The 15,370-nt window shown below is 64.1% G+C and carries 13 protein-coding genes; 3 read left to right on the forward strand and 10 right to left on the reverse strand.

Features of this window, described 5'->3' with window-relative positions; translation table 11 throughout:
• Positions 1-33 precede the first annotated feature (33 nt).
• The 4 genes from AC07WT_RS19430 to pilM form a co-directional block, all read right to left on the reverse strand.
• The gene (locus AC07WT_RS19430; RefSeq protein ID WP_494948151.1) at positions 34-1,752 is read right to left on the reverse strand and encodes a type IV pilus secretin PilQ; all 1,719 of its coding nucleotides are present in this window, start codon (positions 1,750-1,752) and stop codon (positions 34-36) included.
• Entirely contained in the window at positions 1,752-2,672 is a 921-nt protein-coding gene (locus AC07WT_RS19435; RefSeq protein WP_494948152.1) for a hypothetical protein, read from the reverse strand. The genes AC07WT_RS19430 and AC07WT_RS19435 overlap by 1 nt, the downstream gene beginning before the upstream one ends.
• Positions 2,669-3,322: a fimbrial assembly protein gene (locus tag AC07WT_RS19440; protein WP_494948153.1), complete on the reverse strand. Its 654-nt coding sequence runs from the start codon at positions 3,320-3,322 to the stop codon at positions 2,669-2,671. The genes AC07WT_RS19435 and AC07WT_RS19440 overlap by 4 nt, the downstream gene beginning before the upstream one ends.
• A 62-nt stretch (positions 3,323-3,384) precedes the next feature.
• Positions 3,385-4,401: a type IV pilus biogenesis protein PilM gene (pilM, locus tag AC07WT_RS19445; protein ID WP_494948154.1), complete on the reverse strand. Its 1,017-nt coding sequence runs from the start codon at positions 4,399-4,401 to the stop codon at positions 3,385-3,387.
• Between the two features lie 254 nt (positions 4,402-4,655).
• Between pilM and AC07WT_RS19450 the strand changes: the two genes are divergently transcribed.
• Positions 4,656-7,052, forward strand: coding sequence for a penicillin-binding protein 1A (locus tag AC07WT_RS19450; protein ID WP_494948155.1), 2,397 nt, complete (start codon positions 4,656-4,658; stop codon positions 7,050-7,052).
• 109 nt (positions 7,053-7,161) lie between these two features.
• Here the strand turns inward: AC07WT_RS19450 and cyaY are convergent, their stop codons facing one another.
• A complete protein-coding gene (cyaY, locus tag AC07WT_RS19455; RefSeq protein ID WP_494948156.1) occupies positions 7,162-7,479 on the reverse strand; it encodes an iron donor protein CyaY in 318 nt (105 codons plus the stop codon).
• A gap of 35 nt (positions 7,480-7,514) precedes the next feature.
• Between cyaY and lptM the strand changes: the two genes are divergently transcribed.
• Both lptM and lysA read left to right on the forward strand, forming a co-directional pair.
• Complete coding sequence (gene lptM / locus AC07WT_RS19460) at positions 7,515-7,862, forward strand: LPS translocon maturation chaperone LptM (protein ID WP_492592162.1); 348 nt, start codon at positions 7,515-7,517, stop codon at positions 7,860-7,862.
• A 9-nt stretch (positions 7,863-7,871) separates the two neighbouring features.
• Positions 7,872-9,134 (forward strand): diaminopimelate decarboxylase, encoded by a 1,263-nt coding sequence (lysA, locus tag AC07WT_RS19465; RefSeq protein ID WP_494948157.1) that lies wholly within the window; start codon positions 7,872-7,874, stop codon positions 9,132-9,134.
• A gap of 92 nt (positions 9,135-9,226) precedes the next feature.
• On the opposite strand, the gene msrQ is transcribed toward lysA, so the two are convergent.
• The 5 genes from msrQ to AC07WT_RS19490 all read right to left on the reverse strand — a co-directional run bounded on the left by msrQ (position 9,227) and on the right by AC07WT_RS19490 (position 15,351).
• Positions 9,227-9,922 (reverse strand): protein-methionine-sulfoxide reductase heme-binding subunit MsrQ, encoded by a 696-nt coding sequence (gene msrQ / locus AC07WT_RS19470; protein WP_494948451.1) that lies wholly within the window; start codon positions 9,920-9,922, stop codon positions 9,227-9,229.
• Between the two features lie 11 nt (positions 9,923-9,933).
• Positions 9,934-10,929 (reverse strand): protein-methionine-sulfoxide reductase catalytic subunit MsrP, encoded by a 996-nt coding sequence (gene msrP, locus AC07WT_RS19475; RefSeq protein WP_494948158.1) that lies wholly within the window; start codon positions 10,927-10,929, stop codon positions 9,934-9,936.
• Between the two features lie 186 nt (positions 10,930-11,115).
• Positions 11,116-12,330: a c-type cytochrome biogenesis protein CcsB gene (gene ccsB, locus AC07WT_RS19480; RefSeq protein ID WP_494948159.1), complete on the reverse strand. Its 1,215-nt coding sequence runs from the start codon at positions 12,328-12,330 to the stop codon at positions 11,116-11,118.
• Between the two features lie 4 nt (positions 12,331-12,334).
• Positions 12,335-14,581 (reverse strand): cytochrome c biogenesis protein ResB, encoded by a 2,247-nt coding sequence (locus tag AC07WT_RS19485; RefSeq protein ID WP_494948160.1) that lies wholly within the window; start codon positions 14,579-14,581, stop codon positions 12,335-12,337.
• A 116-nt stretch (positions 14,582-14,697) separates the two neighbouring features.
• On the reverse strand, positions 14,698-15,351 hold the full coding sequence (locus tag AC07WT_RS19490; protein ID WP_494948161.1) for a c-type cytochrome: 654 nt from the start codon (positions 15,349-15,351) through the stop codon (positions 14,698-14,700).
• Between the last annotated feature and the right edge of the window lie 19 nt (positions 15,352-15,370).

Below are 15,370 nucleotides of genomic sequence, written 5' to 3' on the forward strand. Positions count from 1 at the left end.
ACGCCGCCGCTCACGAGCGGCGGCAGCATGCCCCTAATTTGTCTGAACGACGCGCGGCGTGATGAAAACCGCCAGTTCACTGCGCTTGTCGCGATGGGCCCGATGGCGAAAAAGCGCGCCTAAAACCGGTATTTTGCCCAGGAGCGGCACCCGCGTCACATCGTCCCGGTTGTCGGTCGCATAGATGCCGCCGATCGACACCGTACCACCATCCTCGACTTCGACCCGCGTTTGCACGTGTTTGGTGTTGATCGCCGGGCCGGCGTCGGTCTGCTCGCCGACGCTATCTTTAGCGACGTCGAGGTCCAGCACCACTCGGCCGTCGGGCATGATTTGCGGCTCGACCTCCAGTTTGAGCGTGGCGCGGCGAAACTGCACGCCGGACACGCCCTGCCCCACTTTGGCCTGATACGGCAGCTCGGTGCCCTGTTCGACGACCGCTTTCATCCGGTCGGCCGTCACCACCCGCGGACTCGAAACGATTTCGCCGCGGCCTTCGGCTTCCAGCGCGCTCAACTCGATATTCAGCAGCCGCGTGGCTTGCGCGGCGAACAGCGTCAGGCCGGCGGTGGCGGCGTCGAACCCGGAAATCGGCCGCGCCGACAGATCGTAGACGGCGCCGTCCTTGCCGCCGGTGAGACCCAGGGCGGTGCCGTCGGCACTGGCCGCGGCCATCGACAGGCGCACGCCGAGATTGCGCGAAAACCCGTGCTCGCCCTCGACGATACGTGCCTCGATCAGCACCTGACGGGTCGGCCGGTCGACGGACGCGAGCAGCTCGGTAATTTGCGCGAGGCGGCCCTCGAGATCGGTGACGAACAGCAGATTGGTGCGCGGATCAGCCGTCGCGGCGCCGCGCCTGGACAGCACGCGCTGGTTGCCGGAGCCCGTCAGCAGACGCCGCACGTCCTCGGCGCGCGCGTAGCGCAGCTCGAAGGTGCGGCTCGCGAGCGGCTCCAGATCGGCGGCCCGGGCGTGCGCTTCGAAGCGCTGCCGTTCACGCGCGGCCAGATCGGCGATGGACGCGACCCAGATCACATTGCCGTGGCGCTCCATGGCCAGACCGTTGACGTCTAGCAGGGTGTCGAACGCGGTGCGCCACGGCACTTTGTCGAGCCGCAGCGAAACGGCGCCGCGCACTCTTTCGCTCGCAACGATGTTCAGTCCGGTGAACTGGGCGAACGCGTTGAGCACCGCGCCGAGTTCGGCGCGCTGGAAGTTCAGCGTGATGGGTTTATCGTCGGCGGCGAGCCTGCTGTCGGCAGGGCTTTTCGACGCGTCGCTCAGGCGCGCCAGCGGAGGCAGCGGCACCGGCGGACCTTCGAGTGCGGATGCCCCGGCGGTTTCGTCGCGAGCGGCAGCGGAGCGAGCAGAGGCGGCGGATTGTGGCCGCAGCGGCACGGAGCCGTCCGCATCGCTGAGCGCATCATCCGTGCCGTCATCGCCGGAGGTTGCCGTTGCGCGCGATGCCTTGGGCGATGTCCCTGGTTCATCGGCGGCACTATCGTTAAACGGGTTAGGCACTTCGCCAGCCATGCCGCGCGGCAGTGGCGGCACGTTGTATGGGACGTCGAGCTGGGCAATCGCGTCGTCGTGCGGCATGCGCGCGGACAGCGTCGGCCACGGCGGCAGCAGTTGGGCCGACGCATGCGCGATGCCGGCACCCGCCGCCGCGCTAATGAAGAAGAGACCAAGGCAGAAACGAGCGCCCTCGCGCCACGCGATGCGGCGAATTGGCTTTGCCAGCCTCATCAGGATGCCTCCGCAAGCGCCAGAGTGCGCGTCGCGCCGCCATTGGCCAGCGTAATGCCGAGCGCGTCGACCCGCGTGACGCGCTCGGCGCCGAACTGCTGCCCCGACGCGACGGTCGCCGCGCCGTCCGGCGTTTCCAGCAAGGCGAGCGCGTGGGTGCGATCGTGCAGCAAGCCGGCCAGACGTAGCTGCGAAGCGTCGGGCAGGTCCGCGCCTGTCAGCAATTGAGGCAATGAGAACGGGTCGTAGAAGACGATGTCTTCGTCGGCGTCGGAATCGAGGCTGTCGTCGGCGAACGCGGCCGCGGCCGCACTCGAAGCCGCAGGCCTCAGCGCGCTGAACACGCGCAGCGTCGCACTAACTGCAAGCAACACGCCGTGCCGCTTGACGGTCACGTCTTCGGGGACGATCAGCACCGGCAGGTCCGACAGTCCGCGCAGAAACGACATCAGATGGACGAAATCGGTCTGCGCGGTGACTCGTACAGGCCGCATATTTTCAGCGCCCGAGCCGCTCGCCGCTCCCGGCTCCACAGAGAGCAACGCGACGTTATTTTGCGCGACCAACTCGGACACGACGCGCACGTCGTCGGCGGAGGTCCATGGCATCGGCAGATGCGCAGCGGGCGTGCTCGCGGCTTCACGACGCAGCGCGGGCAATTGCGTCAGCGCGCGGCGTGCGTCGGCGAGATGCCGCGTGGCGGCATCGAATGCTGTGCGGCTTGCTCCGAGGCCGCTGAGATCGGCCACGACCCAGCCGTGCGCCCCCAGGCCGAACACCAGCGCAGCAATCAGCAATGCGATCACCAGGCGACGCCGCCCGCTCCATGCGCCGACCGGCAGGCGCACGTGCTTCATCCAACGGGACAAAGAGAGCCGCGCGCCTGCCGGGCCGCCCATGTCGATAAACGTTGTACTCATTTCGCACCTCTTGATGGTTCAGACTTCATCGGACGTTGCACAGCGGAGGCCGGCGCATGAGCCGCCTTGCGAGGCGGATCGCTCCAACGCAAGCGCGCGCCGAATTCGATCGGGCCTGTTTCGCCGGCGGCAGCCGCTGCACCGCTGCGTGAGGGCGAGCGATGAAGATCGCTCATCTCCGCGCCCTTCACGCCACGCATCGCGCTCAAGCGTTTGAGCCAGCCGGCCGACGCGATAGGTCCGTTCGAAGTCGCCAGCAATTCCGTCTCGTGCGCGCTCTGACGTAACTGCTGCAGAACGACACCGTCGCCCGGTTCGAAACTCAGGGCGTCCAGCAGATCGCGTAGATGCGTCAGGGGCTCGGACAAGCTCACAGCACGCGCGGCCCCTTTGCGCTGTTCGTCTTGTGCACGCAGCAACTTCGCGTGCTCGGCGAGCGGCGCAGCCAGTTGCGCGAGCGACCGTTCGAGCGACGCACGCTGCGCATCGAGGCGCGCCCGCTCGAACGCCAGCCATCCGGCCAACGCAAGCACGGCGGCACAACCCGCGAGCGCCGCGCCGGTCCATTCGAGCAGGCAGCGCCGCCGCGCAAGCCGCGCGTTACGTTGCCGATAGGGCAGCAGATTGAAACCGCCAAGCCAGGGCCGCATGAAGCGTGTGCCGCGCGATGAAGCCGGCCTGCCTGAACCGGCGACATGCCAGCGGCCGCGCATCATTCGAGCACCCCGCGCAACGCAAGGCCGAATGCGACCGCACCGGCGGGCTCGTGCAACAGCGGATCCGTTAGCGACCGCGCAAGGCTGCCAAGCGCTGCGCACTCGAACGGCAACACCGTGCAGCCCAATACGTCGGCCATATCCGCAAGCGTAAAACCTACGCCGTCGAGCAGGTCGACCTCGCCGCACAACAACGCGCAGTCGAGTGCGGGACCGTCAGCGAGATCGCGCAGCGCGTCGGCGAGATCCGAGTGCTCGGGCGCCGGATAGCGAATTTCGCCGACGATGCTGTCGTCGACGATGCGCCACCCGTACACGCCATCCGCGCCGATCCAGACCGCGACATAGGGCTCGTGCGAATCGAGTTCATGACTGGCCGCGTAACGCATTGCGCGCAACGCCGCATGCGGCTCTCCGTCGATCGCGGTCAGCGAGATGCCGGCGGTGGCCGCGCATTCGATGCGCGCTTCGAGATGCTGCCGTGCGGTCGCGGCGATCGTCACCGAGCGGGTAGACGACGGCGCTTCGTCGAGGAACCAGTCGACTGCCAACGCATGCCGCTCGAGCCCCGCGATGCGCTCGACTTCACTCATCACCGCGGGTTCCAGTTCGGCCAGTTCATGCCCATAGTCTTCCGCGCAACCGCTCAAGGCGGCGAGCCTTGTTAGCGGCATCGTGGTGGTGAGCGTGGCCGAGGCAGGCAGCGCCATCGCGCAGCGCAGCGCGTGCGTCGCACAGGCACGCGGCAGCCCCGCGAAGGCATCGCGCAACGCACGCGCCACTGCGTGCCGGTCGGCGATCTCCGTGCCGGCCATCGCGCCGGCGGCAAGCGGCACGCTCGTCACATATTCGATCCGCAGCCCGGCGCTCGCGCGCGAACGCTGGCTCACCACGACGAGACGCACCTCCTGCGAACCGACATCGATCCCCGCCGCGAAGCGTTCCGCAAAGCGCCCTCCCAAGCGCTCCACTCCCAGTTGCACTCCCTGAAGCCACGAACTTTTGAACGTCATCACGCCCTCCCTTCACACTCACGCGACGAACCATTCGAACGCGAGTAACGAGGAAGAATTGTGCGTAGCCGCGCCGCCGCGCGACACTCAGCCGAATGGCTAACGTTGCGTGACGTGCGCCCTGCACGCGCTCAAAACGGCTACAGTGAAGTCATTCCTGCGCGGCGCGAAGACTTGTCAAGAACTGTCAGTAAGCATGCCGAAAGCTGAAAAGCGAGGCGGCTATAATCGCGGGACTGCTTTTTGGTGTCCATATGCAATCCACGTCTCCTACTTCCCCGCCGCCCGCGCCGCAAAAGCGCAAACGCCCGTTGTGGCTCAAGCTCGTCCTTGGCTTTGTGGGTCTGATCTTCGCAGGCATTCTGTGCGTGCTGCTGGTGCTCGGCTACGCATTGGTGGTGGCGACGCCGAACCTGCCGTCGCTCGATGCGCTCACCGACTACCGGCCCAAGGTGCCGCTTCGCATCTATACGGCCGACCACGTGCTGATCGGCGAATTCGGTGAAGAACGGCGCGACATCGTCCATATCCAGGACGTGCCCGATAGCCTGAAGAAGGCCGTGCTCGCAATCGAAGACGCGCGCTTCTACGATCACGGCGGCGTCGACCTGACCGGCATCGCGCGGGCCGGCTTCGTCGCGCTGACCAATGGCCACGCAACGCAGGGCGCGAGCACGATCACGATGCAGGTGGCGCGCAACTTCTTCCTGTCGAGCGAGAAGACCTACACGCGCAAGATCTACGAGATGCTGCTCGCGTACAAGATCGAGTCGAAGCTGACGAAGGATCAGATTCTCGAGGTGTACATGAATCAGATCTATCTCGGCCAGCGCGCGTATGGCTTCGCGAGCGCGGCGCGGGTGTACTTCGGTAAAGATCTGAAGGATCTGACGCTGGCGGAATCGGCGATGCTGGCCGGCCTGCCGAAGGCGCCGTCGGCGTACAACCCGGTGGTCAATCCGAAGCGCGCAAAAGTGCGGCAGGAGTACATCCTGCAGCGCATGTATGAACTGCATTACATCACCCGGGAACAGTACGACGCGGCAAGCGGGCAAACGCTCGTCGTCAAGGGCGCCGGCAAGGAATTCAGCGTGCACGCGGAGTATGTCGCGGAAATGGTGCGGCAGATGATGTACGCGCAGTATCGCGAAGAGGCCTACACGCGCGGCCTGAACGTCGTCACGACAGTCGACTCGGCCGACCAGGACGTCGCTTACCGTGCGCTGCGCAAAGGTCTGATGGACTATGAACGGCGCCACGGCTACCGCGGCCCGGAGGCGTTCATCGACTTGCCGTCCGATGCGGACGACCGCGAACAGGCTATCGACGACGCCCTGCTCGAACATCCCGACAACGGCGAAATCATTGCCGCGGTGGTGACCGCGGCGAGCCCGAAGCAGGTGCAGGCCACCTTCATCGACGGCAACGTCGCGACCATTCAGGGCGACGGTCTGCGCTTCGCCGCGTTCGCGCTCGGCACGCGCGCGCAGCCGAATCAACGCGTGCGGCCCGGCGCGATCATCCGTCTGGTCAAGGGCGACGACGGCAGCTGGTCGATCACGCAATTGCCGCAAGTGGAAGGCGCGTTCGTGTCGGTGATTCCGCAGGACGGCGCGATTCGCGCGCTGGTCGGCGGCTTCGATTTCAACAAGAACAAGTTCAATCACGTCACCCAGGCCTGGCGCCAGCCGGGTTCGAGCTTCAAGCCGTTCATCTATTCGGCGTCGCTCGAAAAAGGGCTCGGACCGGCCACGGTCATCAATGACGCGCCGCTCTTCTTCAGCGCCGCTGAAACCGGCGGCCAGGCGTGGGAGCCGAAGAACTACGGCGGTGGATTCGATGGTCCGATGACGATGCGCACCGCCTTGCAGAAGTCGAAGAACCTCGTCTCGATCCGCATCCTGAACCAGATCGGCACCAAGTACGCGCAGCAGTACATCACGCGTTTCGGCTTCGACGCGGATCGTCACCCGGCGTATCTGCCGATGGCGCTCGGCGCAGGTCTCGTCACGCCGTTGCAGATGGCGGGCGCGTTCTCAGTGTTCGCCAACGGCGGTTATCGGATCAACCCGTATCTGATCGCCGAAGTCACCGATCAGCGCGGTGTCGTGGTCGCGCATGCGCAACCGCTGGTCGCCGAGCAGAGCGCGCCGCACGCGATCGAACCGCGTAATGCGTACGTGATGAACAGTCTGCTGCAAAGCGTCGCGCAACGCGGCACGGGCGCGAAAACCAACGTGTTGAAGCGCACCGATCTCGCCGGCAAGACCGGCACCACCAACGATTCTCGCGACGCATGGTTCGCCGGCTATCAGCACACGCTGACGGCCATCGCATGGATCGGTTACGACAATCCGCGCAGTCTGGGCGACCGCGAAACTGGCGGCGGTCTGGCGTTGCCGGTGTGGATCGACTACATGGGACGCGCGCTCAAAGGCGTGCAGGAATACAAGATGCCGATGCCGGACGACGTGACCGAGGTCGGCTCAGAACTGTATTTCGACGACTTCACGCCTGGGCACGGCTTCATCGCGACAGTCGGCGTGAGTCAGGCCACGCTCGATGCGGAGACCTCGGCGGCCGGGGCAGCGCCTCAGCAAGTCGGCGAGCAGGAAAAGCAGGACATCATGAATCTGTTCCGCGGGCACTAGCGCCTGTAGCGCCTGAACCGCGCTCTGAACCGCGCAGAACATGTCAAAACGAACCCGCCGCGCTCGATGCGCGGCTGGTTCGTTTCGGCGGCCGTTTCAGCAGCGGGCTTTATGCTTCAAAGCGAATCGGTTCGCCGGCCTGCTGCGTCGCGTAGTCCGATAAGGCCGTGAAAAATTCCGTGCCGCTGCGCGTATCGCGCCACTCGCCGTCGATGAAACGGAAGTGGAAACCACCCGCTTTCGCCGCGATCCAGATTTCGCTCATCGGCGGTTGCAGGTTCACGATAATCTTCGAGCGGTTCTCGAATTCGAGGGTCAGGACATTGCCGCTGCGCTCGAATTCGATGTCTGCTCCGGTGTCGTCGAGCGCGCGTTCGATGGCGGCTAGCGCGGCTTCCGCGCGGGTCAGGTATTCACTATCGGACATGCTAAACTCCATCGATTAATTATTCAGGGACAGTCATGCGAGTCGTATCTCGGATGCGCGCGGCGGCGCCCGGCCGCGCGATTGTAGCGGCTTTAGCCATTCTCGCAGGTTGCGCACTCAGCGGCTGCGGGCAGCGCGGTTCGCTCTACTTGCCGACCGTGCCGCCGTTGCCGGCCAAGCCCATCGATCGCACGCAACCGCCGTCGCCGGACGAAGTGAAACCCGGCGCGGAAACCGCTTCCGGAGTTGGCACCGTGCCCGACACGTCGGGCACGCCGCTCTCGTTGGCGCCGGAAAGCGAACTCGCCACGCCGCCCTCGTCTGCCGCATCCGCTGCTACGGCGGCCCCGCTGCCTGCCTCCGCCGTCACCCCCGTTCAATAAGACTTTCGCATGACTCGATCCGCATTTGACTACGTCGACGGCGTATTGCACGCCGAAGGCGTGTCCGCCGTCTCACTCGCCGAGCAGTTCGGCACGCCGCTGTACGTGTACTCGCGCGCCGCGCTCACCGAGGCATGGAACGCATATGCCGGCGCCTGCGCAGGCCGTCGCGCGAGCGTGCACGTCGCCGTCAAGGCGAATAGCAATCTCGCGGTGCTGAACGTGTTCGCGCGTCTCGGCGCCGGCTTCGACATCGTGTCGGGCGGCGAACTGGCGCGTGTGCTGGCGGCCGGCGGCAAGGCGGAAAACACCGTGTTTTCCGGCGTCGGCAAGAACGCGGATGAAATGCGCGACGCGCTCGCGGCCGGCGTCAAATGCTTCAACGTCGAATCGATTCCGGAACTGGATCGCCTGAACACGGTTGCCGCGGAAATGGGCAAGAAGGCGCCGGTGTCGCTGCGCGTGAATCCGGACGTCGATGCGAAGACCCATCCGTATATTTCCACCGGCCTGAAGTCGAACAAGTTCGGCGTCGCGTTCGAGGATGCACGCGCCACCTATCGCGCCGCCGCGGCGATGACGCATCTCGACGTGGTCGGCATCGATTGCCATATCGGCTCGCAGATCACCGAAGTCGCGCCGTATCTGGACGCGGTCGATAAGGTGCTGGAACTGGTCGAACAGATCGAGCAGGACGGCATAAAGATTCGCCACATCGACGTAGGCGGCGGTCTCGGCATCACCTACGACGACGAAACGCCGCCGGCAATCGGCGACTTCGTGCGCACCGTGCTCGATCGCATCGAAGCGCGCGGTCACGGCCACCGCGAGGTGTACTTCGAGCCGGGCCGTTCGCTGGTAGGCAATGCCGGCGTGCTGCTCTCCCGCGTCGAGTTTCTGAAACCGGGCGCGGAAAAGAATTTCGCCATCGTCGACGCTGCGATGACCGATCTCGCGCGCCCTGCGATGTACGAGGCGTATCACGCGATCGACGCTGTCGTTAAGAACGAAGTGCCCGCCCATGTGTACGACGTGGTCGGGCCGGTTTGCGAAAGCGGCGACTGGCTGGGCCGCGAGCGTCTGCTGGCGGTCGAACCGGGCGATCTGCTGGCGATTCGCTCGGCCGGCGCGTACGGCTTTGTGATGAGCTCGAACTACAACACGCGTCCGCGCGCGGCCGAGGTGATGGTCGATGGTACACAAGCGCATGTGGTTCGCGCTCGCGAAGAAGTAAAGCAACTGTTTGCGGGCGAAACGATCTTGCCGGCGTAAACGTCAAAACCAGCGTCAACGCCGACGCAGCGTAAAAAAAGGCGATGCCACCGCGGCATCGCCTTTTTCTCTTTGCGCGCTGTGCAGCGTGGTCAGCGCGTATTCAACCTCCGCTCACGCAGCCATACGATCAACCGCCATCCCAACAGCGCGATCATGATCGCGCCGTAAATCTTCGGCAGCAGCAAATCATGCTTGCCCGCCTTCATCCACCAGAAATGCAGAATCGCGAGCGCGCCGATCGCATAGATCGCGCGATGCAGCGTCTGCCAGCGGCGCCCGAGTTTGTGCACCATCGCGCGCGGCGACGTGAGCGCCAACGCGATCAGCAACACGAACGCGGCAAAGCCAACGGTGATGAACGGCCGCTTGCCGATGTCCTTCAGAATCGCCGCGACATCGAACCATTTGTCGAACCACAGGTACGTCGTGAAGTGCAGCGTCGCGTAGAAAAACGCGTACAGGCCGAGCATGCGACGGAACCGCAGCAGCGCCGGCACGCCGGTCAACCGCCGCAACGGCGTCACCGCCAAGGTGATGCAGAGAAACACAAGGGTCCAGAGCCCCGTCGAACGCGTGATGAACTCGATAGGATTCGCGCCGAGCCGGTCGGTCATGCCAAACAATACGATCCGCGCGAGCGGATACCACGCCGCGATAAACACCGCGATCTTCGCCGGTACGATCCAGCGCGCGCCGGCCGTAGGCCGCGTGGCCGGCGCCGACGCGGATTGCGCTCGCGCCACTTGGCGCGTGGTTGTAGCAACAGGTTGCGTATCGGCGGCCATGTTCACGCTGCTCAAAAGTTCTTCTTCAGGTCCATGCCCTGATACAGCGACGCGACCTGATCGCCGTAGCCGTTGAACATCAGCGTCTTGCGCTTGGGCGTGAAAAAACCGTCCTCGCCGATGCGCCGCTCGGTCGCCTGGCTCCAGCGCGGATGATCGACGTTCGGGTTCACATTCGAATAGAAACCGTATTCGTTCGACGCGTACGTGTTCCAGCTGGTCGGCGGCTGCTTGTCGAGAAAGCGGATCTTCACCAACGACTTCGCGCTCTTGAAGCCGTATTTCCAGGGCACCACGACGCGGACCGGCGCACCGTTCTGATTCGGCAGCACCTGGCCGTAGACGCCCATCGTCAGGAGCGTCAGCGGATTCATGGCCTCGTCCATCCGCAAACCTTCGGAGTACGGCCAATCGAGCACCGGTGTCGACAGGCCCGGCATCTGCGATGGATCGGCGAGCGTGATGAACTGGACGTATCTGGCGTTGCCGGTGGGCTGGACCCGCTTGATCAGCTCGGATAGCGGCACGCCGATCCACGGAATCACCATCGACCAACCCTCGACACAACGGAGCCGGTACACACGCTCCTCGAGCGGTGCGAGCTTCAGCAATTCGTCGATGTCGTACACCTTCGGATTCTTCACCTCGCCTTCGACGCTCACCTTCCACGGATGCGGCCGTAGCGTGCCGGCGTTCTGCGCCGGATCGGCTTTATCGGTGCCGAACTCGTAGTAGTTGTTGTACGTGGTGATGTCCTTGAACGGCGTGATCTTGTCGAGCGCGACGAACTTCGCGTTGGTCTTCGCCGCCAGCTTTTGCGCCTTCGGATCCGGCGACGCATACGCCGCCAGCGCTTCGCCATTCAGACCGATCAGACTGCCGAGCGCCACCGCGCCCGCCGCCTGCAACACGCGCCGCCGGTTCTCGAAGACACGCTGCGGCGTGATTTCGCTGCGTGCGATGTCATCGCCGGTGAGTTGAATTCTGTCGCTTCGCTTGATCCACATCGTGCTGCTCCTTGCCGGCCCATCGGTAGGTACGTCTTACGGGGCCATATTGATGATCGGCACGCCTCGCCATTCATGCGTACCGCTCTGACAAACACGCTGGACGCAGCAAATATTCCGCCAGCCGTAAAAAAACCGCCGGTGCGGAGCACGCGGCGGTTCTTGGTCGGTTCAGAACGGCGGATATTACAGCTTGCCGTAGCTATGCAGCCCCGACAGGAACATGTTGACGCCGAGGAACGCGAAGGTCGTCACCAGCAGGCCGGTCAGCGCCCACCAGGCCGCCATCGCGCCGCGCAGGCCCTTCATCAGGCGCATATGCAGCCACGCCGCGTAGTTCAGCCAGACGATCAGCGCCCACGTTTCCTTCGGGTCCCAGCTCCAGTAGCCGCCCCACGCTTCGGCGGCCCACAGCGCGCCGAGAATCGTCGCGATCGTGAAGAACGCGAAACCGACCGCGATCGACTTGTACATCACGTCGTCGAGCACCTCGAGCGCCGGCAGGCGATCGGCCAGCATGCCGCGCGCCTTCATCAGATACGCGACACCCACCATCGCCGACAGCGCGAAACTGCCGTAACCGATGAAGTTCGCCGGCACGTGAATCTTCATCCACCAGCTTTGCAGCGCCGGCACGAGCGGCTGGATCTGCTGCGCATCGCGCGCGACCGAGTACCACATCAGGAAGCCGACCGCCGCGCTGATCACCAGCAGCACGAACGCGCCGAGCGCACGGGTGTTGTAGTGCTGCTCGTAGTACAGATAGAACAGCGCCGTGATCAGGCTGAACAGCACGAACACTTCATACAGGTTCGAGATGGGAATATGGCCGACGTCCGCGCCGATCAGGTACGACTCGTACCAGCGCACCATCAGGCCGACGAAGCCCATCACCACCGCGGCCCACGTCATCTTCGAACCGATCGCGGCGCCGGTCGGCGAACGCGACACGAGGCCGATCCAGTAGAACACCGTGGCGAACACGAAGAGCGCGCTCATCCACAGGATCGCGGACTGGCTCGACAGGAAATACTTGAGGAAGAACGTGTTATCGGCGCGCGCCAGATCGCCGTGATAGAGCTGGATCGCAAACAGCGACAGCGCGGCGATGCCCACCATCAGCGGGCGCACCGGCTTCCAGCGCCAGCCGAGCACGACGAACACCGGCACCGCGCACACCAGCACCAGCTTGTCGTAGTAGTTCATGAACGGGTAATAGCGCGACAGCGCAAACCCCGCGCCCGCGACCATCACGAGGGCGAACAGCCAGTCGGTCATGCCGAGGCGCTTCAGGAACGGCCGCTCGTCGTACTGCGCAATGTCGAACGCCTCGCCAGCGGGCGTTTTCTGGTGCCGCAACGGCGCCGAAGAGGAGGATGAAGAAACCTGAGTCAAGTCCATGATCTTACCGGGTCGAATCTTGTGAGCTTGCGGACGGCGCGCCGGCATGGCCGGGTTGGTCGGAGGCGCCGGCGGCGTCGGATGCATTAATGAGTTTGGCGCCCAGCGCGGCGCTGACGGCGTCGCGCGTTTGGACGAACTCTTTTTCGAAGTCGAGCGTCTTGCGCGCACTCGACATTGCCATCACGACATTCGTGCCGTGAGCGGTGTCTTTGAGCCAGAACCAGAGGCGCCGTTCGCGCACGTAGAACATCGAAAAGATGCCCAACACGAGGAGCAAGCTGCCAAGATACACGACTTTTTTGCCCGGCGCGCGCGTCAGCTGAAATACCGAAGCTTGCACCTGCCTGAAGGAGTCAAGCTGCAAATAGACCGGCGATCCGTACAAAAAGCTGTCGGATATGGCATTGATCGAGCTTTGAATGAAGCGGCTGGCATCCGCATTGGCCTGCGCATCGGGCTCGCCGAGCTGCTCGCGCGACAGTTGCCACAGGTCCCAGGTCGAGCCTTCCAGCATGCGCAGCAGCAGGCCCGCGGCCTTTTCCTGCTCGCCCTTCGGCACCGAATGGTCGATAAAACCGGCAATCGCCTGGAAACCGCCCACCGTCTGGCCGTTCGGCATCTTGATGCCGCTGTCCGCGCCGGCAAAAAGGGTCAGCACACGCAGCGCGCTTTCTTCCAGATGCTGTTGCAGTTCGGTATTCGAACCCGGCACCGAGCGCAGCGCGAAACGGTGCGCGGCCGCGGCGCGCATGGCCGGATTCTCGAGCGTGGCACGCAGGTTCATCCATTCCTTGACGGTGCCGCCGCTGTCAGCGGGAATGCGCAGATAGCGGAACGGGTCATCCGGATTCAGGCGCATGCCGGCGAGGAACATCCGCTCACCGCCAACGTCCACCGGCAACATGTAGTTGTTGTACTCGCGCGCCTGGCCGTCCTTGTCGCGCACCTTGTACTGCACCGACGGGCCGACATTATGCAGATCCAGCGGTTTGGACGTCTTCGCGCCGGAGCCGAGGCGCTCGTCGAACGCTTCTTTCAGCGAGCGGTGGGCTGCGACGCCGCGCGCGTCGTTCGTGCCGTTGCCGTTGCCGTTGCCGTTGCCGTTGCCGTTCGAGACGTTTTCGACGTTGATCGCGCGGAAATCGGTGAATTCCACGGTTTGACCGTCAGTCAGCGGCGTAGCTGTGCTCAACAGCGCGCTGCCGCCGATCGTGCCGCCGAACGGCGCGGTCTTCGCGCTGTTGCCGGTCATCGGGTAAGCGGTCATCTGCATCTGCGAGCCGCCGTCCTGGAAGCTCGATTGATAGATCGACACGCCGTCGTATTCGAACGGCTTGTTCACTTCGACCCGCGCCGGCACGCGTGCGCCGGTCTTGTGATCCACCACGACGATGTCGCTCGCGAACAGCTTCGGCATGCCGGTGGAGTAATAGTCGACGATGAACTTGTTCAGCTCGATCGAGAACGGCAGATCCTGGATTAGCGAGCCGTCCGGCTGGTTCAGGATCGCCGTGGACACGTGCTGGCCTTCCGGCACCCATGCATAGCCGCGGAAAGTCGGGTTCGATTGCGACAAACGATGTTCCGGCGGAATCTCGTTGATCACCGTGTTGCTGCGAATCGGCGACTTGTCGAACAGCCACATTTGCAGCTTGATCGGCAGATTGCTGTCCAGCAAACCGCCCAGACAGATCACGACGATCGCGAGATGGGCGGAGATGTAGCCGAACCTGGTCAGCGCGCCGCGCTTGGCGGCGATCAGCGTTGCGCCGTCCGACTCGCGCGTGACGAACTTGTAGCCGAGCCTGGCGGAGAGTTTAGCCAGCACCGCCGAAGTCTGCGCGCGCGTGCCGTGCACCGCGAACTCACCCTTGTGGTGGAACGCGCGCAGGCTGCCTTCGCGAACCTTGTCCTTCCAGCTCCTCGCATCGGCGAGCATCTTCGGGGCATTGCGGATCACGCACAACGACACCGACACCATCAGGAAGCCAAGAATCAGCATGAACCACCACGAGCTGTACACCGTGTACAGGCTCAGCGAGCGGAAGATGTCCGCCCAGAACGGGCCGAACTGATTGACGTAGTTGGGATACGGATCGTCCTGCGTCAGGACGGTGCCGATGATGCTGGCGATCGACAGAATCACGAGCAGCGCGATCGCGAAGCGCATCGAACTCAATACTTCGATGATGCTGCGCACGATGCGATTGCGCGACTTCGACTGCATACCCGACGTGGTGACGCTCATTCATACTCCGACTGAACAGCAAAAAAGGGTGAAGGGCTGTCGTAGGCACGACGCCCCCACCCTTTTCTTGTTTTGTACCGGCCCCGCTGGGCCGGTTGCACTTGCGTGCGGACTTCTTAGTGCAAGCCCGCGATGTAATCGGCTACGGCCTTGATCTCGCCGTCCGACAGACGCGCTGCAACTGCATGCATCGCGTCATTGTTGTTCCGTGCGCCCGGACCTTGCGTGAACGCGGCCAGTTGCGCCACCGTGTAATCCGCCCACTGCCCCGACAGACGCGGATATTGCGACGGAATCCCCTGACCGGTCGGCCCGTGGCAGCTCGCACACGCCGGCACGCCCTTATCGGCAATCCCGCCGCGATAAATCTTCTGACCGAGCGGAACGGTGTCCTTGTTATGCGCGTAGCCCAGCTTCGGCGTCTGCGTTGCGAAATAGGCAGCAACGTTGACCATGTCCTGATCGGACAGCGCCGCGGTCATGCCCGCCATGATCGCATTGTTGCGCGCGGGCTGCTTGGCGCCCGGCTGCGTCTTGAAATCCTTGAGCTGCTTGACGAGATACTCGGGATGCTGGCCCGACAGCTTCGGATACGCGCCGCCGGCACTGTTGCCGTCCGCGCCGTGACATGACGCGCACACCTGCACCGCGATTGCTTGCCCCCGATTGACGTCCGGTTTTGCCGGCTCTGCTGCTCGTGCCTGAATTACCAAACCTGAAAGACCTGCCGCTACTTGAAACACCATCAGAGCCTTGCACAGTCGATTCATTCGCACACCCTGTTTCGTC

The organism is Paraburkholderia sp. GW821-FHT02A12 (assembly GCF_059422005.1).